Origin of the sequence: Corynebacterium sp. AOP12-C2-36, from assembly GCF_052379185.1 — a bacterium.
Classification (GTDB): Bacteria; Actinomycetota; Actinomycetes; order Mycobacteriales; family Mycobacteriaceae; genus Corynebacterium.
Genome location: NZ_JBQSYJ010000002.1, coordinates 92,099 through 106,609, shown reverse-complemented (window position 1 = coordinate 106,609; position 14,511 = coordinate 92,099). Strand labels below are relative to the sequence as shown.

The 14,511-nt window shown below is 70.9% G+C and carries 12 protein-coding genes and 3 tRNA genes; 7 read left to right on the top strand and 8 right to left on the bottom strand.

Translation table 11 applies throughout. The features are described from left to right. The first annotated feature begins 77 nt into the window (after window positions 1-77). Complete coding sequence (locus tag ACT3UN_RS01900; protein WP_441579542.1) at window positions 78-1,322, top strand: sensor histidine kinase; 1,245 nt, start codon at window positions 78-80, stop codon at window positions 1,320-1,322. 10 nt (window positions 1,323-1,332) lie between these two features. Then, window positions 1,333-2,031, top strand: coding sequence for a response regulator (locus ACT3UN_RS01895; protein ID WP_444656012.1), 699 nt, complete (start codon window positions 1,333-1,335; stop codon window positions 2,029-2,031). Here ACT3UN_RS01895 and ACT3UN_RS01890 read toward each other — a convergent pair. Then, window positions 1,978-3,315 (bottom strand): hypothetical protein, encoded by a 1,338-nt coding sequence (locus tag ACT3UN_RS01890; protein ID WP_444656010.1) that lies wholly within the window; start codon window positions 3,313-3,315, stop codon window positions 1,978-1,980. The two genes, ACT3UN_RS01895 and ACT3UN_RS01890, sit on opposite strands and share 54 nt — an antisense overlap. A 44-nt stretch (window positions 3,316-3,359) precedes the next feature. On the opposite strand from ACT3UN_RS01890, the gene ACT3UN_RS01885 reads away from it, so the two are divergent. Next, complete coding sequence (locus ACT3UN_RS01885) at window positions 3,360-4,172, top strand: alpha/beta fold hydrolase (protein ID WP_444656008.1); 813 nt, start codon at window positions 3,360-3,362, stop codon at window positions 4,170-4,172. A gap of 150 nt (window positions 4,173-4,322) precedes the next feature. Here ACT3UN_RS01885 and ACT3UN_RS01880 read toward each other — a convergent pair. From ACT3UN_RS01880 to ACT3UN_RS01865, 4 genes are all read right to left on the bottom strand, one after another. Then, window positions 4,323-4,398: transfer RNA gene (locus tag ACT3UN_RS01880), tRNA-Arg, on the bottom strand. A 76-nt stretch (window positions 4,399-4,474) separates the two neighbouring features. Next, on the bottom strand, window positions 4,475-5,230 hold the full coding sequence (locus tag ACT3UN_RS01875; RefSeq protein ID WP_444656006.1) for an SDR family oxidoreductase: 756 nt from the start codon (window positions 5,228-5,230) through the stop codon (window positions 4,475-4,477). A 101-nt stretch (window positions 5,231-5,331) separates the two neighbouring features. Then, window positions 5,332-5,404, bottom strand: a tRNA-Arg gene (locus ACT3UN_RS01870). Window positions 5,405-5,582: 178 nt separating this feature from the next. Next, a tRNA-Ser gene (locus ACT3UN_RS01865) sits at window positions 5,583-5,674 on the bottom strand. An 87-nt stretch (window positions 5,675-5,761) separates the two neighbouring features. Here ACT3UN_RS01865 and ACT3UN_RS01860 point away from each other — a divergent pair. Next, window positions 5,762-6,844: a histidinol-phosphate transaminase gene (locus ACT3UN_RS01860; RefSeq protein WP_441588271.1), complete on the top strand. Its 1,083-nt coding sequence runs from the start codon at window positions 5,762-5,764 to the stop codon at window positions 6,842-6,844. Window positions 6,845-6,878: 34 nt separating this feature from the next. Beyond that, window positions 6,879-7,475, top strand: coding sequence for a hypothetical protein (locus ACT3UN_RS01855; RefSeq protein WP_444656003.1), 597 nt, complete (start codon window positions 6,879-6,881; stop codon window positions 7,473-7,475). 160 nt (window positions 7,476-7,635) lie between these two features. Here ACT3UN_RS01855 and ACT3UN_RS01850 read toward each other — a convergent pair whose 3' ends face one another. From ACT3UN_RS01850 to ACT3UN_RS01840, 3 genes are all read right to left on the bottom strand, one after another. Further along, window positions 7,636-8,277 carry a septum formation family protein gene (locus tag ACT3UN_RS01850; protein WP_444656001.1) on the bottom strand — a complete coding sequence of 214 codons (642 nt, stop codon included), beginning with the start codon at window positions 8,275-8,277 and terminating at the stop codon, window positions 7,636-7,638. Window positions 8,278-8,293: 16 nt separating this feature from the next. Then, on the bottom strand, window positions 8,294-9,661 hold the full coding sequence (locus ACT3UN_RS01845; protein WP_441579633.1) for a class I SAM-dependent methyltransferase: 1,368 nt from the start codon (window positions 9,659-9,661) through the stop codon (window positions 8,294-8,296). Window positions 9,662-9,729: 68 nt separating this feature from the next. Next, window positions 9,730-11,196 (bottom strand): FAD-binding oxidoreductase, encoded by a 1,467-nt coding sequence (locus ACT3UN_RS01840; protein ID WP_444655999.1) that lies wholly within the window; start codon window positions 11,194-11,196, stop codon window positions 9,730-9,732. A gap of 169 nt (window positions 11,197-11,365) precedes the next feature. Here ACT3UN_RS01840 and ACT3UN_RS01835 point away from each other — a divergent pair, with 169 nt between their 5' ends. Together ACT3UN_RS01835 and ACT3UN_RS01830 are read left to right on the top strand one after the other, a co-directional pair. Then, complete coding sequence (locus tag ACT3UN_RS01835) at window positions 11,366-11,941, top strand: DUF805 domain-containing protein (RefSeq protein WP_444655997.1); 576 nt, start codon at window positions 11,366-11,368, stop codon at window positions 11,939-11,941. 1 nt (window position 11,942) lies between these two features. After that, window positions 11,943-14,357, top strand: a complete 2,415-nt coding sequence (locus tag ACT3UN_RS01830; protein WP_444655995.1) for an ATP-dependent RNA helicase — start codon at window positions 11,943-11,945, stop codon at window positions 14,355-14,357. Window positions 14,358-14,511: the final 154 nt, after the last annotated feature.

The following is a 14,511-nucleotide window of genomic DNA, read 5'->3' as shown; positions in this document are numbered from 1 at the left end:
ATCCCTCCGCAGGGTGATTGTGGATCTCACTCTCCAGGGGGATCCGGGTGGCCGCACCGCCGACTAGCGTCACAGGCATGAGACGCAGCGACCAGCCCACCCGACCGTTTCGCGGCGCGATCGCGCGTGCCACCGACTCGACGGTGCGCGCCGTGTCCGGTCCCGCCTCGCGCGCCGGCGTGACCCCGCAGGTGCTGCTGCTCGTGGCGCTGTTCACCGCGGTCCTGTTCACGGTGGCCTGGCCGACCTACTTCGTCACCCACGGACTCAATGCCGCGATCGTGCCGCTGCTCGCCGCCGTCGGTACGCTGCCGGTGCTGACCAGCCTGTGGCACCCGGTGCCGTCCTGGCTGGCGGTCGTGCTGGCCTGCCTCATCAGCGCCCCGCTGCGCACTGAGGAGACCTACATGCTCAGCTGGCCGGTGCCCTTCCACCTGGCGCTGGCGTTCACCCTGGCGGTCGTGGTGGTGCGCGCCCCACGCAACTCGGTCATCCTCGCCGTGGCCGCCACCGGGGTCCTGATGCTCACCAACCCGGACGGTGCCCGCGTCGGCTGGGTCGTGGGCGTGACCGTGTGGACGGTGCTGTTCCTGCTGGTGCGCTGGCTGCTGGCCTCCCGCCGGGACCTGCGCCTGGAGGAGACCCGCACCAGCGAGCAGTCGGAGATGCGGGTGATGGCCGAGGAACGCAACCGTCTGGTGCGCGACCTGCACGACGTCGTCGCCCACCAGATGTCGATGATCGTGGTGCAGTCGCAGTCCGCCCCCTACCGCCTGCAGGGGGTGACCCCGGCGATCCACGCGGAGTTCGACTCCCTCTCCGACACCGCCCGCGAGGCCCTCAACCAGGTGCGCGAACTGCTCGGGGTGCTGCGCAGCGACGCCGAGGACGGGGCCACCACCCCGGTGGGCACCGACCAGATCGGCCCCACGCTGCAGGCCGCCCGGCGCGCCGGGGTGGACGTGTCCTGGTCGCCGCAGGACGTCACGGCGGTGTCCGCCCGTCTCGACGACACCACCGGCGTGGTGCTGCACCGGGTGCTGCAGGAGTCGCTGTCCAACGCCTCGCGCCACGCCCCGGGGTCCGCGGTGCTGGTGGGGCTGGAGCTGGACGGTGACGGCGGGGACCAAGTCTGGGTCACACTGACGGTGGACAACGGCCCGGCCGCACCGGACGCCATCGTCCCCCCTGAGCACAGCGGCGGGGCCGGCATCCAGGGCATGTCCGCCCGGGTGCGCGCCGTGGGCGGCACGTTCACCGCCCTGCCCGCCGCCGACGGCGGCTTCACCGTCACCGCCGCCGTGCCCGCACCCACCCGGTAACGTGACCCCCATGACCGACAACCCGGCACCCACCCCTGCGTCCTCCACGGCACCCACCACCGTGCTCGTGGTCGACGACCAGGCGATGGTGCGCCAGGGCTTCGCCGCGCTGCTGAACTCACGCGAGGGCATCACCGTGCTCGGCGACGCCGCCGACGGTGCCCAGGCCGTGGAGCAGGCCACCCGCCTGCACCCGGACGTGGTGTTCATGGACGTGCGCATGCCGGTGATGGACGGGCTCGAGGCGGCCCGGCGCATCCTGTCCTCCGGGCTGGACCCCGCCCCACGGATCATCATGCTCACCACCTTCGACCTCGACGACTACGTCTACGAGGCGCTGCGCATCGGCTGCTCCGGGTTCCTTCTGAAGGACGCCCCGGCCGACGAGCTCGCCCGCGCCGTGCGCCTGTCCGTCACCGGCGAGGCTCTGCTCGCCCCCACCGTCACCCGACGCCTCATCGCCGACGCGGTGGCGCGTTCGCCGCGCTCCGCCCCACGCCGGGCGTCCACCGAACTGGCCTCGCTGACGCCGCGGGAGCGCGAGACCGTCGAACAGATCGCCACGGGTCGCTCCAACGCCGAGATCGCCGAGGTGCTGTTCATCTCGGAGGAGACGGTGAAGACCCACGTGCGCAAGGTGCTGCAGAAACTGCGCCTACGCGACCGGGCTCAGGTCGTGGTCTTCGCCTACGAGAACGGGGTCGTCTGAGCCGAGCGCGCGCAGCCCGTCGGCGACCCGCCGCGCCCACTGCCCCACCGTCGCCACCGCCTGGGCGGTGCCGGGGTAGCGCACCCGCAGGTGCATGCCGTCGTCGTTGAGGACGAACCACACCATCACCCCGTCGGTGCGGATCCACGCCGAGACGTGCTGCGGGTGTGCGGCGTCCGGCACCTGCACCGGAAGCCGACGGTTGTCCAGCCACGACAGGGCGAACATGCCCGGCGTGTTCGGCATCCCGCCCCACGGGCGCAGCAACGGCTCCAACGGGTAGGAGCCCAGGGTGATCGCGTCGCGCACCGCGGTGGCGCACGCGGCCGGGTCGACCGAGTCGCAGTCCAGCACGGAGTTGGTGATGAACCAGCCCACCGAGTCCGCCCACCGCGCCGGGTCGTCGGCCGGTCCGCGCCGGGAGTGCACGGGGAACACCGCGCGCAGCCGCCCCGCCCCCATGTCCCGGTTGACCTGGGTGAGCACGCTCACCGCCAACGGCAGCAACCGGACGTCGCGGGCCTCGGCGGCGCGTTCCAGACGCGCCACGCCCGCGGCGTCCAACACGTCGAGCACCTCGACGACCTCGTCGCGGGGTTCGGAGACGTCGCCCAGGTCGAGGGGGAACACCGGCATGTCGCGGTCGCCCTCCTCCATGATCCGGCGCCACCGCTCACGCACGTGCGCCGGGGCGGCGTCGCGGCCCGCAAGCGCGCGGACGTGATCACCGAAGGAGGGCACAGGCGGGAGTGGAGCATCTTCCAGTGCGGCGAGCATGTCGCGCACCAGCACCAGCAGCGACCATGCGTCGGTGTGACTGTGGTCCAGGCCGATGACGGCGGTGCACGTGCCGTCGCCGTGGTCGACCACACTGAGCCGGTGCGACGGGGAGCCGAAGGGCTCGCACGCCTCGTCGAAGACCCCGCGCAGCACGGCGCGCGGATCCTGCGTGCGATCGCCCGCACGGCGCCAACGGCCGGCCGTGACCTGCACGTCCTGCACGCGGATGCGTCCTGCGTCCTGCGTGAGCACGGTGCGCAGCGTGCCGTGACGTGCCACGACCCGGTCCCACGCCGCGGCGAGGCGTCCGCGTCCGACGGGCGGGACGGCGAAGGCGACGGCCATCCAGCTGCCCGGGCGCGAGCCCGCGGCGGCGTGGCGCGCCTGGTCGAAGGACGGGGCGTGGCCGTCCTGCGCGACAGCAGACACGGGGGACACCGTCTGGTCGAAGACGTGTACCTGTCCTGCGGCGAGCTCCATACGGGCTACAGTTGTCAGTCTCATACCCACGGACGATAGGGCCGTGGGATTACACACGGATTTCCTGCATGAGTCGCACACCTGACAAGACAGACGCCCTCTCCTCCCTCGCTCACGACATCTGGGGTCCCGTGGACGGCACCCCGGTGGTCCAGCTGCACGGGCTGACCTCCAGCCGTGCCCGCGACGTGGCCCTCGGCCTCGACCTCACCGCAGGTCAGGACGCACTGCGCGTGCTGCGCTACGACGCCCGTGGCCACGGCCGGTCGTCCGGGCCCGAGCACCCGGCGGCCTACCGGTGGACCTCCCTGGCCCGCGACCTGGAGGACGTGGCGACCGAGTTCTCCCCGGACGCGCCGGTGCACGTGGTCGGCCAGTCGATGGGGGCCGCGACGATCCTGACCTCCGCGGCGGCCGGGCACGACTACGCGTCCATGACGTTGTGCATCCCGCCGACGGCCTGGGAGCTGCGCGGGGACCGGGCGGGCATGTACGAGCGTTCCGCACAGTTCGTCGAGGAGCACGGCCTGGCCGCCTTCGCCGAGACGACCCGTGCGGAGCCCGCGCCGCCGGCACGCAGCACCGAGGTGCCGTTCACCATGCCGGACGTGGCGGAGGATCTGCTGCCCACGGTGTTCCGCGGGGCGGCGGGCAACGACCTGCCTTCCCGGGAGCGTATCGCCGCCCTCGGGGAACGCCGGATCCCCACATTGATCCTGGCCTGGATCGGCGACCCCGCGCATCCGGTGGCGGTGGCCGAGGAACTGCACTTGCTGCTGCCGGGCTCCCAGCTGGCCACGGCCTACTCCCCGCAGGACGTGGCGCGCTGGCCGGACATGATCGGCGCGTTCATCCACACCGCGGCCAAGTTCCGGCGGTGAGGTTCCGGCGGGCCCATCCTGTCGCGACTCCCGCGAACCCCGCGCCCCGTCCGACCCCCTGTCAACGACGGGACGAATCCGGCACGCGACGCGGGATCGCCCGCGCAGCACGAAACCCCGCCATCCGGGAAGATGACGGGGCCGTTTGAATGGTGCGCCCGGAGGGATTCGAACCCCCAACCTTCTGATCCGTAGTCAGATGCTCTATCCGTTGAGCTACGGGCGCGCCGTTGCATCTCTGCAACGAGACCATAGCCTACACGCCACCCCGGAAAGCAGCAAAGCGCCTGGTAGATCGCCGATCACACCAGCTTCGAAACCACCTTCAACGGCAGCACCTTCAGCAGCGGGCCGATGAGCCGCCACGGCCACCCGGGCACCAGCGCCCGTCGCTTCCGCGCCTCGATCGCCGCCATCATCGAGCGGACCCCGGTCTCGGTGTCGACCATGAACCGGGTCTTCTGCTCGACCTTCTCGTTCATCTCCGAGCGGATGTAGCCGGGCAGCAGCACCGTCACGTCAATACCACCAGCCCCCGACGCCAGCAGCTCCGACTGCAGCCCCTCACCCAGGCTCGCCACGAAGGCCTTCGTGGCACCGTAAGTGGTCATCGCCTTGCGGTTGCCGCGCAGCGCCGTCACAGAGGACACCAGAACCAGGTGCCCGGCACCGCGGGCCCGGAAGATCTCCATGCCCGCCTCCGCCTGCGCCAGCGCGCCGAGCACGTTGGTGGTGGCGGTCTCGCGGTTGGCCTCCGGCTTGCCGGAGCCGACCTTGCGCCCCTTGCCCAACCCCGCGTTGACCACCACGCGGTCCAGCGGTGCCTCGGCGTCCGCCCGTTGGAAGACCTCGCGCACCGCGTCGGGGTCGGTCACGTCCAGCGCGTAGGTGCGCACGGTGACCGCAGGGCAGGACGCCGCGATCTCCGCGGCGAGGGCGTCCAGGCGCTCCGTCCGGCGGGCGCAGAGCGCGAGGTCGTGGCCGGCGGCGGCGGACTGGCGGGCGAGTTCGGCGCCGAGGCCTGAGCTCGCGCCGGTGATGAGCGTGGTGAAGGTCATGAGCCGACCGTATCAGCACGTCACGACTCTTATGGCGGAAACGAGTGAGCCCCCGCCGACGGTGAAGAACACCGTGAGCGGGGGCTCACCCAAGAAAAGCGTGCGCCCGGAGGGATTCGAACCCCCAACCTTCTGATCCGTAGTCAGATGCTCTATCCGTTGAGCTACGGGCGCGACGCTGTTTCCAGCGACTCCAGATTCCTCGGCACACCACCAGACGGGACGTGTCACGCGATCCCGGGGTACACCACACACCCCATATAGCGGGACCACGCCCTGAATGTCCGGTAACTCACCACAAGAACCGGACGGCTGACGACACGTCCTCACGAAAAGCCTGAGGAAACTGAAGTGGCGGAGGCGAGAGGATTTGAACCTCCGGTCCGCCGTTAAGCAGACAACTCATTAGCAGTGAGTCCCATTCGGCCGCTCTGGCACGCCTCCATGCCGCCACGTGCGTGACGGACGACTCGAACCATACATCAGCCCCCCGCACCAGATCAAAACCTGCCGGAGACTATTCTTGACCGCATGATCCGCGCCGACCTCACCTCCCTCCCCACGTACGTCCCCGGCAGCCTCCACGGCCACCCCGTGAAGCTCTCGAGCAACGAGTCCTCCCAGGGGCCGCTCCCCGGGGTGACCAGGGCCGCCGCCGAGGCACTGGCCACGGCCAACAGGTACCCGGACATCGTCTCCCACGAGCTGCGCACCACCATCTCCGAGTGGCTCGCCGGGCCGTCCTCGCTGCTGCTGGACGCCGACAACGTCGCCGTCGGCGCCGGGTCGTCCTCCCTGATCGAGCAGGCCGTGCTGGCGACGTGCCGTGGCGGCGACGCCGGGGACGAGGTCGTCTACCCGTGGCGCAGCTTCGAGGCGTACCCGATCCTGGTGCGCGTCGCCGGCGCGACGCCGGTGGAGGTGCCGCTCACCGCCGGGCACAGCAACGACCTGCCGGCGATGGCCGCGGCCATCAACGAGCACACCCGGCTGGTCATCGTGTGCAACCCGAACAACCCCTCCGGCACCACGGTGTCGCGCGAGGAGCTCATCACGTTCCTGCGCGCGGTGCCGGAGGACGTCCAGGTGCTGCTGGACGAGGCGTACATCGAGTACGTCCGCGAGGACGACTTCCCCGACGGCCTGGGCCTGCTCGCGGACTTCCCGAACCTGGCGATCGCGCGGACCTTCTCCAAGGCCTACGGGCTGGCCGGCCTGCGGGTGGGCTACCTGGTGGGGCGCCCGGAGTTCATCGAGGCGGTCAACAAGGTCTGCATCCCCTTCAGCGTCAGCGCCGTCGCCCAGGCCGCCGCGGTGGCGAGCATCGCCGCCCGGGACGAGCTGCTCCAGCGCACGGAGGAGACGGTGACCCAGCGCACGCGCGTGCTGGAGCACATCCCCGAGGCCTGGCGGATCCCCTCCCAGGGCAACTTCGTGTGGCTGGACCTGCACGACCGTGCCGCCGCATTCGAGGAAGCCATCGGTGAGTTCGGCGTGGCGGTGCGCTGCTTCGACGGTGAGGGCGTGCGCATCACGATCACCGACGAGGCGGAGACCGACGTGGTCGTCCAGGCGTTGGACGCCCTGGCGTCCGAGTTCTTCCCGGAACGGTAACTACACGGAAACACCGGGCGTCCAGCATGGGGTCATGTACACGCCATCCTTCTCCCCGTTGTTCGCCACCCGCCCGGCGTCCTCGCCGGCCGTGCGCGACGTCCGCAGCTTCAACTCCGCCCCGGCGGAGCAGCTGACCACCCTGCTGTCCTTCATGACCGCCAGCCGCGAGCTGGCCCGCACCATCGTGGCCGGACGGCCCTACCTCGACGCCGCGGACGTCTACTCCGCCGCCTCCCGCGCTCTGGTCACCCTGCCCACGCAGCTCGTCGAGGGCATCGTGGACGCCCACCAGCCGGTCGACCGCGTCCCGCTGGTGGAGGACGCCTGGACGGCCGGTGAGATCACCGACGACCAGCTCTCCGACCTGCGCGACGCCGCCCTCGGCTACGCCGCGGCGCAGGGCCACCTCTTCATCGCCGACCCGGCGGTGTGGGGCTCACCGGAGGCGGTGACCATGATCCCCGCGCAGGACGGCACGACCGCCCCGGCCGTCCCCGCCCTGGTGGACGCCCTCCTCGAGGACGTCGAGCGGCGGCTGCGGCTGCCGTCCACGCAGGCGTGGGAGTTCACCGTCGCGCACCTGGTGGAGTCCAACCGTCAGAAACTGGTGACCCTGCTGGAGCGGTAGGGTCGCGTTCCTGGACGGGGTGTCCCCCGACAGCACCCGGCCCACAGCAGATTTCGCACCTCATAAGAAGCCTCTTTAAATCTGACCTGGCCTTTTGCAAGAGTCAGATGCTTATGAGGTGCGAAATCTGCAGTACCCGGGTTCTGTTCCCTCGTCCCCGCTAGCGCCAGCTCTGCTCTAGGCTGCCGTCGATCCCGTCCATGTTCGGGTCGGTGACCACACAGGTCACCGTCCTGTCCTCCTGCGCCCAGCTCTCCTTCGACGGCATCATGGTGACCACGTCCAGCGCGGAGTCCGCGTACCCCACCCCGACGTAGGTGGTGAAAGCATCACCGCCGCAGATGCCGCCGGCCTCCTCGCCGAGCTGCTCGTTGCCGGGGAAGAGGGTCTTGCCGGCGATGTCCGCCTGCGCGAACACCTCACCGGCGTGGGGCTCGGCGCAGTCGACCAGGTCGATGTCGCCGGTGCCCTCGAGCTGCCCCATGTCCGCCACGCAGTCGCCGATGGCCAGACCGCGGGCGCCCGGGGAGCCCGGGTCGGTCTCCGCCGGGTCCACGTCCGGCTGGTCCGGGTCCTCGTCGTCCGGCACGGCGTCTGACTCGCCGTCCTCTGCGCCGTCCTCCTCGCCGGCGGCGTCGGACTCGGGAACGGGCTTGTCCGGCGGCGGTTCGGTGCCCACGGACCCGCCGGGGGCGTCGTCGTCGGGCTCCGGGTCTCCGATGGTGCAGGCCCCCAGCAGCAACGGCGTGCACAGCACCACCGCAGCACCCGCCCGGACGGCACCTCGCGTGATCGTTCTCATCGTGACGAGGTTACCGTCAGGACCTCCACCACTGGCGGACCGGCACCCCGGTATGGCCGGACTCGTCCGGGCGCACCGCCAGGACCTGGTGGAGCTGGATCACGTTGTGCTCGAAACCCCACTCCGAACCGGCCATGTACAGGCCGAACAGGCGGGCCGTCTCCTCGCCGACGAGGTGGACGGCGTCGTCCCAGTTCAACGCCAGCAGCTCGCACCAGTCGTGCAGGGTGCGCTGGTAGTGCGGGCGCAGGTTCTCCTCGTGGACCACGTCGAAGCCGGTGTCCTGCATGATCGTGATGATCCGGCCGGAGCCGGTGAGCTCGCCGTCGGGGAAGATGTAGCGGTCGATGAACTGGCCGGTCTTGGTCTTCCGGTTGTGCGGGCGGGTGATGCAGTGGTTGAGCATCCGGCCGCCCGGGCGCAGCTTGGCGTACAGGCGCGAGAAGTAGTCCTCGTAGTTGGGCACACCGATGTGCTCCAGGATGCCGATCGCGCTGACCGCGTCGAAGTCGGACTCCGGCACGTCGCGGTAGTCCATGCAGCGCACCTCGGCGAGGTCCTGCAGGCCCTCCTCCTCGATCTTCGCCTTGCCCCACTCGTACTGCTCGCGGGAGAGGGTCACGCCCACGGCCTTCACACCGTTGCGCGCGGCGTGGCGGACCATGCCGCCCCAGCCGCAGCCCACGTCCAGCAGCCGGTCGCCCGCGTTGAGCCGCAGCTTGTCAAAGACCAGCCGGTGCTTGTTGTCCTGGGCCTGGGTCAGCGGCCCGTTGGCCACCGCGCCCTTCTCCCACTGGGCGTAACCCCAGCCGCCGTCGGGGCCGGTGACCTGGTCCTCGCCCTCGAACTCCGGGTAGTAGGCGCAGGTGTAGGCCATGGAGTCGCCGAGGAAGAGCTCGTAGAAGTCGTTGCCCACGTCGTAGTGGCGGCTCACGACCTCCTTGTCCCGCTCCGGGGAGTGCCGGGAGAGCCCCTCCAGCATGGCGCGCTTCCAGCCGGGCAGCGTCTCCTGCTCCGGGGCGGGCTGCAGCTTGATCGCACCCATCGCCTTGAGCGACCGGCCGATGTCCAGCAGTTCCTTCGCCGAGGGGCGGCGGATCTGGTCGTAGAGGTGCTGGAGGTGGTCGAAGACGAGGTACGGGTGTCCCGGCTCGTCCCCGCTGATGCGCAGGCTGCCGGTGATGTAGGCCCGGGCCAGGCCCAGGTCACCGGGGGCGGTGACGATGTAGGCCAACGCGTCCGGCGAGGTGATCTCCAGCACCAGCTCCGCGTCCGCCGGCCCGGCGGTCGACCCGTCGAAGGCGGTCACCCGGAACGGCGCCGGCGGCGTGATGACCTTGTCGACGATCTCTCCCACCGTCAGCGGCGTGAAACCCCTGTTCATTTCTCTCCTCTGTGTCCTCTGCGTCATCTGCGTCTTCTTCGTCTTCGTGTATCTGTCTTCCGTGCCGGTCACACGCCGCGCACGGTCTTCTCGTACAGTCCCGGGAACCGCCCGTCGGGGTCGAAGACCGCCTTGAGCTCCCCGGGACGCTCACCGCCGTACAGCTCGGCGAACTTCTCCTCGGTGTAGAACGCCTCGGAGTACAGGGACTTGTGCCCGCCCAGGTCGGAGACCACGCGCTCGATCTCGCGGTTGAAGGCGCCCTCCGGGGCGTCCGGCCCCATCTGGTCGGCCGGCACCGAACTCCAGAAACCCACGTTCACCCACGTCTCCCCCGGTGACAGGGGGTACAGCGGCCAGGAGGCATCGTCCGACAGGCGGATCGGGCACAGCCACACCGGCTGGATCTCGCAGGTGGTGAAGAACCAGGTCAGGAACTCCGGCAGGTTTTCCGGGGTGACCTCGATGTCCTGCACCACCCGCTCACGCGGCGGACGCCCGTTGTGTGCCTCGATACGGTCGGCCAGATCGAAACGACGGTCCCAGCCGATGATCTTCCAGTAGAAGCTGGATCGCAGAAGGTCGCGGGGCCACAGGGTGCGGACCGTGGGGTTCTGCGCACCGAAGGCCCGGTTGCACCAGAACCAGTCGACGTCCCAGCGCCACAGGTAGTCGCGCACGGTCAGCTTGTCGCGCAGCACGCCGGCCGGGTGCTGCAGCGAGCGGTAGTAGCTGCGCTCCCGGGTGTAGTCACTGGTCGGACCGGGCTCGTCGGTGGCGCGGCCCAGCACCAGGTAGCTCTCCTGAAGGCTGAAGACCACGCCGTCGAGGTAGTCGACGCGCTCGCCGTCGTACTCCTTGTCGGTCACGATGCGGTCGAGCGCCTCGGTCAGCGACGTCACGTCGTCGAAGCGCACGTGCCGCAGGTCCACGTAGGGTTCCACCCGCTCGCACCGCACGGTGAGCCGCACGCTGTAGCCCAGGGCCCCGTAGGAGTTGGGGAAGCCGCGGTACAGGTCGGTGTTCTGCGTGGGCGAGCAGGTGAGGATCTCGCCGGTGCCGGTGAGCACGTCCATCTCCAGGACGGCCTCGTGCGGCAGCCCGTTGCGGAAGGACGTGGACTCCACGCCCATGCCGGTGACCGCCCCGCCGAGGGTGATGGTCTTGAGCTGCGGCACCACCGTCGGTGCGAGCCCGTAGGGCAGCAGCACGTCGACGAGGTCCTCGTAGGTGCACATGCCCTGCACGTCGGCGGTGCACGCCACCGGATCCACGGCGATCACGCCGTGCAGGCCCGAGACGTCCAGCCCGACGGCGTCGCTGGAGCGTCCCCGGAAGAGGTTGGACGTCTTCTTCGCCAGCCGTACCCGGCTGCCGGGTGGGACGGCGTCGAAGCTGTCCTTCAGGCGTTGCACCGCCTGCTCGTGGGCGAACCACCCCACCGGGGCGAGGTCTCGCTGGTCAAGTCCGTTTCCTATGCGTACCGCGTCGGTGATCCTGCCGGCGACGGAGACCGCTTTCTCCTTCAGTCCCATAGGAGGCCACTGTAGCCCTCCTGTGGGAACCCTGCCGTGCCCCGGGGGTCGTGACCTAGCATGGACGACCGTGACATCCTCGACTTCCTCTCTCCAAGATAAAACTCAGGAACCCCTCCCTCACCGGTCCCACCCCCACACCCTCCTTCAGGCTCTCGTCGACTTCTTCGTGCGCTGGAACCGCTTCAGCGGGCTGACCTCCCGGAGCGGCTTCTGGTGGATCATGCTGGCGTACGTCCTGGTCACGCTGGCCTACCGCCTGCTGCGCGAAAACCTCCGGACACCGCCGGACGAGGTCTACTCCACCGTCGCCGGCCTCACCTGGCTGCTCGTGGTGATCCCGGTGCTGGCGTTGAGCTGTCGGCGCCTGCACGACGCGGGCTACCCCGCGGCATGCCTGCTGTACGGCTTCATCCCGCTCGTCGGGCAGATCATCCTGGTGTTCCTGTTCGCCACGCGCTCGCGTCCGCACCTGGTGCGACCGGAGTGGCTGGACGACGGACCCCGCGCCCCGTCGGCGCGCGGCTACGTGGTCCTCGTGCAGGTCGTGCTGCTGCTGTGCGCGCTGGTGCAGGCGGCCATCGGCCTGAACAGGCTGCACACCGGTCAGGATGCCGACACCGCCGGCGACGCGTGGACGTGGCTGTCCGGCGCGGCGGTGTCCGCGGTCTGCTACCTCGCCGTCGCGGTGCCGTACCTGGCCATGACCCTGCAGGAGGGACTGCGCGAGGGGTTACGGTGGTGAGGTGACCGACCTCCCCTTCGCCGCCGGACGCGACGCCCTGATCCACGCGGTACGCACCCGCGGCACCGCCGTGGTCCAGGCCCCGCCGGGCACCGGCAAGACCACGTTGGCGCCGCAGTACGTCGCCGAGGCGGTGCAGGGGATGCAGGGGAGCACAGGCAAGGTCGTGGTGACCCAGCCGCGGCGGGTGGCGGCCCGCGCGGCGGCGACGCGTGTCGCCGAACTACGCGGCGTCCGGCTCGGCGACGAGGTCGGCTACACGGTGCGCGGGGACCGGAAGGCCGGGGCGTCGACCCTGATCGAGATGGTGACGCCGGGGGTGCTGCTGCGCCGGATGCTGCGCGACCCGGACCTCGACGGGGTGGCGGCGGTCGTCGTCGACGAGGTTCACGAGCGTGCGCTGGAGTCCGACCTGGTGTTCGCGATGCTGGCCCAGCTGCGCGAACTGCGCGAGGACCTGGTGGTCGTGGCGATGTCGGCGACGGTGGACGGCGCCCGCTTCGCCGGGCTGCTCGCCGACCCGCCGGCACCGGTGGTGGACGTCCCCTCCCCCATCCACGCCCTCGACGTGCGCTACGCCGAGTCGGCCGCCTCGATGGTGAACCGGGACCGGCGGTCGCGCACCGCCGTGCAGGACGTGGTGCTGGCCACGGTGCGTCGGGCGCTGGCGGAGACGCACGGCGACGTGCTGGTCTTCGTGCCGACGATCCGCGACAGCACGACCCTGGCCGACAGGCTGGCAGGTGACGGGGTTGAGGCGTTCGCCCTGCACGGCCGGTTGTCCACCGCCGAACAGGCGGCCGTGGTGCGCGGCGGCGGTGACACCCGGCGCGTGGTCGTGGCCACGGACGTCGCGGAGTCCTCCCTGACGGTGCCCGGTGTGCGGGTCGTGGTGGACTCCTGTCTGGCGCGCACCGCCCGGCGTGACACCTCCCGCGACATGTCCGTGCTGGTGACGGAGGTGGCGAGCCAGGCGTCCTGCACGCAGCGCGGCGGGCGTGCCGGACGTGAGGGGCCGGGCACGGTGTACCGCTGCATCACCGCCGAGCAGTTCGCGAAGGCCCCCGCGTTCGCCCCGCCGGCGGTGACGACGAGCGACCTGACCTCGGCGATGCTGGACGTGGCGTGCTGGGGTTCGCCGCGCGGGGCGGACCTGCCGTTGCCGGACGCCTTCCCGGGCCCCGCCTCCGACGCCGCCGAGGCCACGTTGCGTTCCCTGGGTGCGGTGGACGCCGACGGCCGGGTGACCGACGTCGGACGCCGCCTCGCCGCGGTGCCGACGGACCCGCGGCTCGCGCGCGGGGCGACGGTGGCGTCCCGGCGGGTCGACGTGCGCACCGTGGCCGCGGTGCTGCACGTCGTCGACGAGGGGTCGCGTGTGAGCGACCTGCCGGCGGCGGTGCGTCAGGCGCGTGGCTCCCAGGGCGCGCGCCGGCTCGAACGGCTGCTGGACGCCGGGACGTCCTCCCCGGACCTGCGTGGTGAGGACGCGGTGGCGTACACCGTGGCCTGCGCGTTCCCGGGCCTGGTGGCGCACCGGGTGGGCGACTCCAACCGCTACCTCACCGCGTCCGGCACCGGGGTGGTGTGGCGCGACGCGAAGGCGCACTCGTCGGCGTGGATCGCCATCGCCGACCTGGGACGCAACAGCGGCAACACGAGCAGTACCGAGGCACTGGTGCACACGGCGGTGCCGTTGTCACGCCAGCTCGCCCTCCAGGCCGCCTCCCCGCTGCTCACCGACGAGCTGACCTGCACCTGGACCCCCGGCGGCCCCGCCGGGAAGCTGCAGGCCCGGCGGGTGCGCGGTCTCGGGGCGATCGAGTTGTCGTCCACCCCGGTGGCCACCGCGGACCTTTCCGAAGCCACCCGTGCCGCGGCGGTGCGACGTGGCCTGGCGTCCCACGGCATGGACGTGCTGACCTGGTCGGAGAATGCGCGCAGTCTGCGCCGGCGCATCCAGTACCTGCACGTCAACGGGGTCGACGGCTACCCGGACATGCGCGGCGGGGAGAGTGAGTTGCTCGACTTCGTGGTTCCGGACCTGGCGGCGGGCCGGCGCCCGGACCTCGCCGGACTGCTGCGTGGGCTGATCCCCTGGGACCGTCCCGTCGACACGTACGCGCCGACCACGCTGACCCTGCCGTCCGGGCGCACCGTGCGGCTGACCTACCCGCAGGTCGACGACGCCCCCGACACCCCGCCGGTGGTGTCGACCCGGCTGCAGGACTGCTTCGGCCTGCACGACTCCCCCGAGGTCGCCGGACGTCGCGTCCGCTTCGAACTGCTCTCGCCGGCCGGGCGCCCCGTGGCGGTGACCGACGACCCCGGCGGCTTCTGGTCCGGGGCGTATGTGCAGGTCCGTGCCGAGATGCGGGGGCGCTACCCGAAGCATCCGTGGCCGGAGAATCCGTGAAACCTGCGCGAAATCTCCCGGTGCAATAATCTGTGCGACAACAGGTGGACAGCCGGTCGCTATACGGCCCCGTGACGGGGCGTCCGGACCCAGGCGACCTGCCCACCGCGAGTCACCAGGAGATCCACCAGTGACTTCAGCCCAGACTTCAGCA

What these genes read in the sequence shown, in the direction of transcription:
- ACT3UN_RS01900 (WP_441579542.1), top strand. Translation starts at nt 78, where the DNA reads ATGAGACGCAGCGACCAGCCCACCCGACCGTTTCGCGGCGCGATCGCG.
- ACT3UN_RS01895 (WP_444656012.1), top strand. Translation starts at nt 1,333, where the DNA reads ATGACCGACAACCCGGCACCCACCCCTGCGTCCTCCACGGCACCCACC.
- ACT3UN_RS01890 (WP_444656010.1), bottom strand. Translation starts at nt 3,315, where the DNA reads ATGAGACTGACAACTGTAGCCCGTATGGAGCTCGCCGCAGGACAGGTA.
- ACT3UN_RS01885 (WP_444656008.1), top strand. Translation starts at nt 3,360, where the DNA reads ATGAGTCGCACACCTGACAAGACAGACGCCCTCTCCTCCCTCGCTCAC.
- ACT3UN_RS01875 (WP_444656006.1), bottom strand. Translation starts at nt 5,230, where the DNA reads ATGACCTTCACCACGCTCATCACCGGCGCGAGCTCAGGCCTCGGCGCC.
- ACT3UN_RS01860 (WP_441588271.1), top strand. Translation starts at nt 5,762, where the DNA reads ATGATCCGCGCCGACCTCACCTCCCTCCCCACGTACGTCCCCGGCAGC.
- ACT3UN_RS01855 (WP_444656003.1), top strand. Translation starts at nt 6,879, where the DNA reads ATGTACACGCCATCCTTCTCCCCGTTGTTCGCCACCCGCCCGGCGTCC.
- ACT3UN_RS01850 (WP_444656001.1), bottom strand. Translation starts at nt 8,277, where the DNA reads ATGAGAACGATCACGCGAGGTGCCGTCCGGGCGGGTGCTGCGGTGGTG.
- ACT3UN_RS01845 (WP_441579633.1), bottom strand. Translation starts at nt 9,661, where the DNA reads ATGAACAGGGGTTTCACGCCGCTGACGGTGGGAGAGATCGTCGACAAG.
- ACT3UN_RS01840 (WP_444655999.1), bottom strand. Translation starts at nt 11,196, where the DNA reads ATGGGACTGAAGGAGAAAGCGGTCTCCGTCGCCGGCAGGATCACCGAC.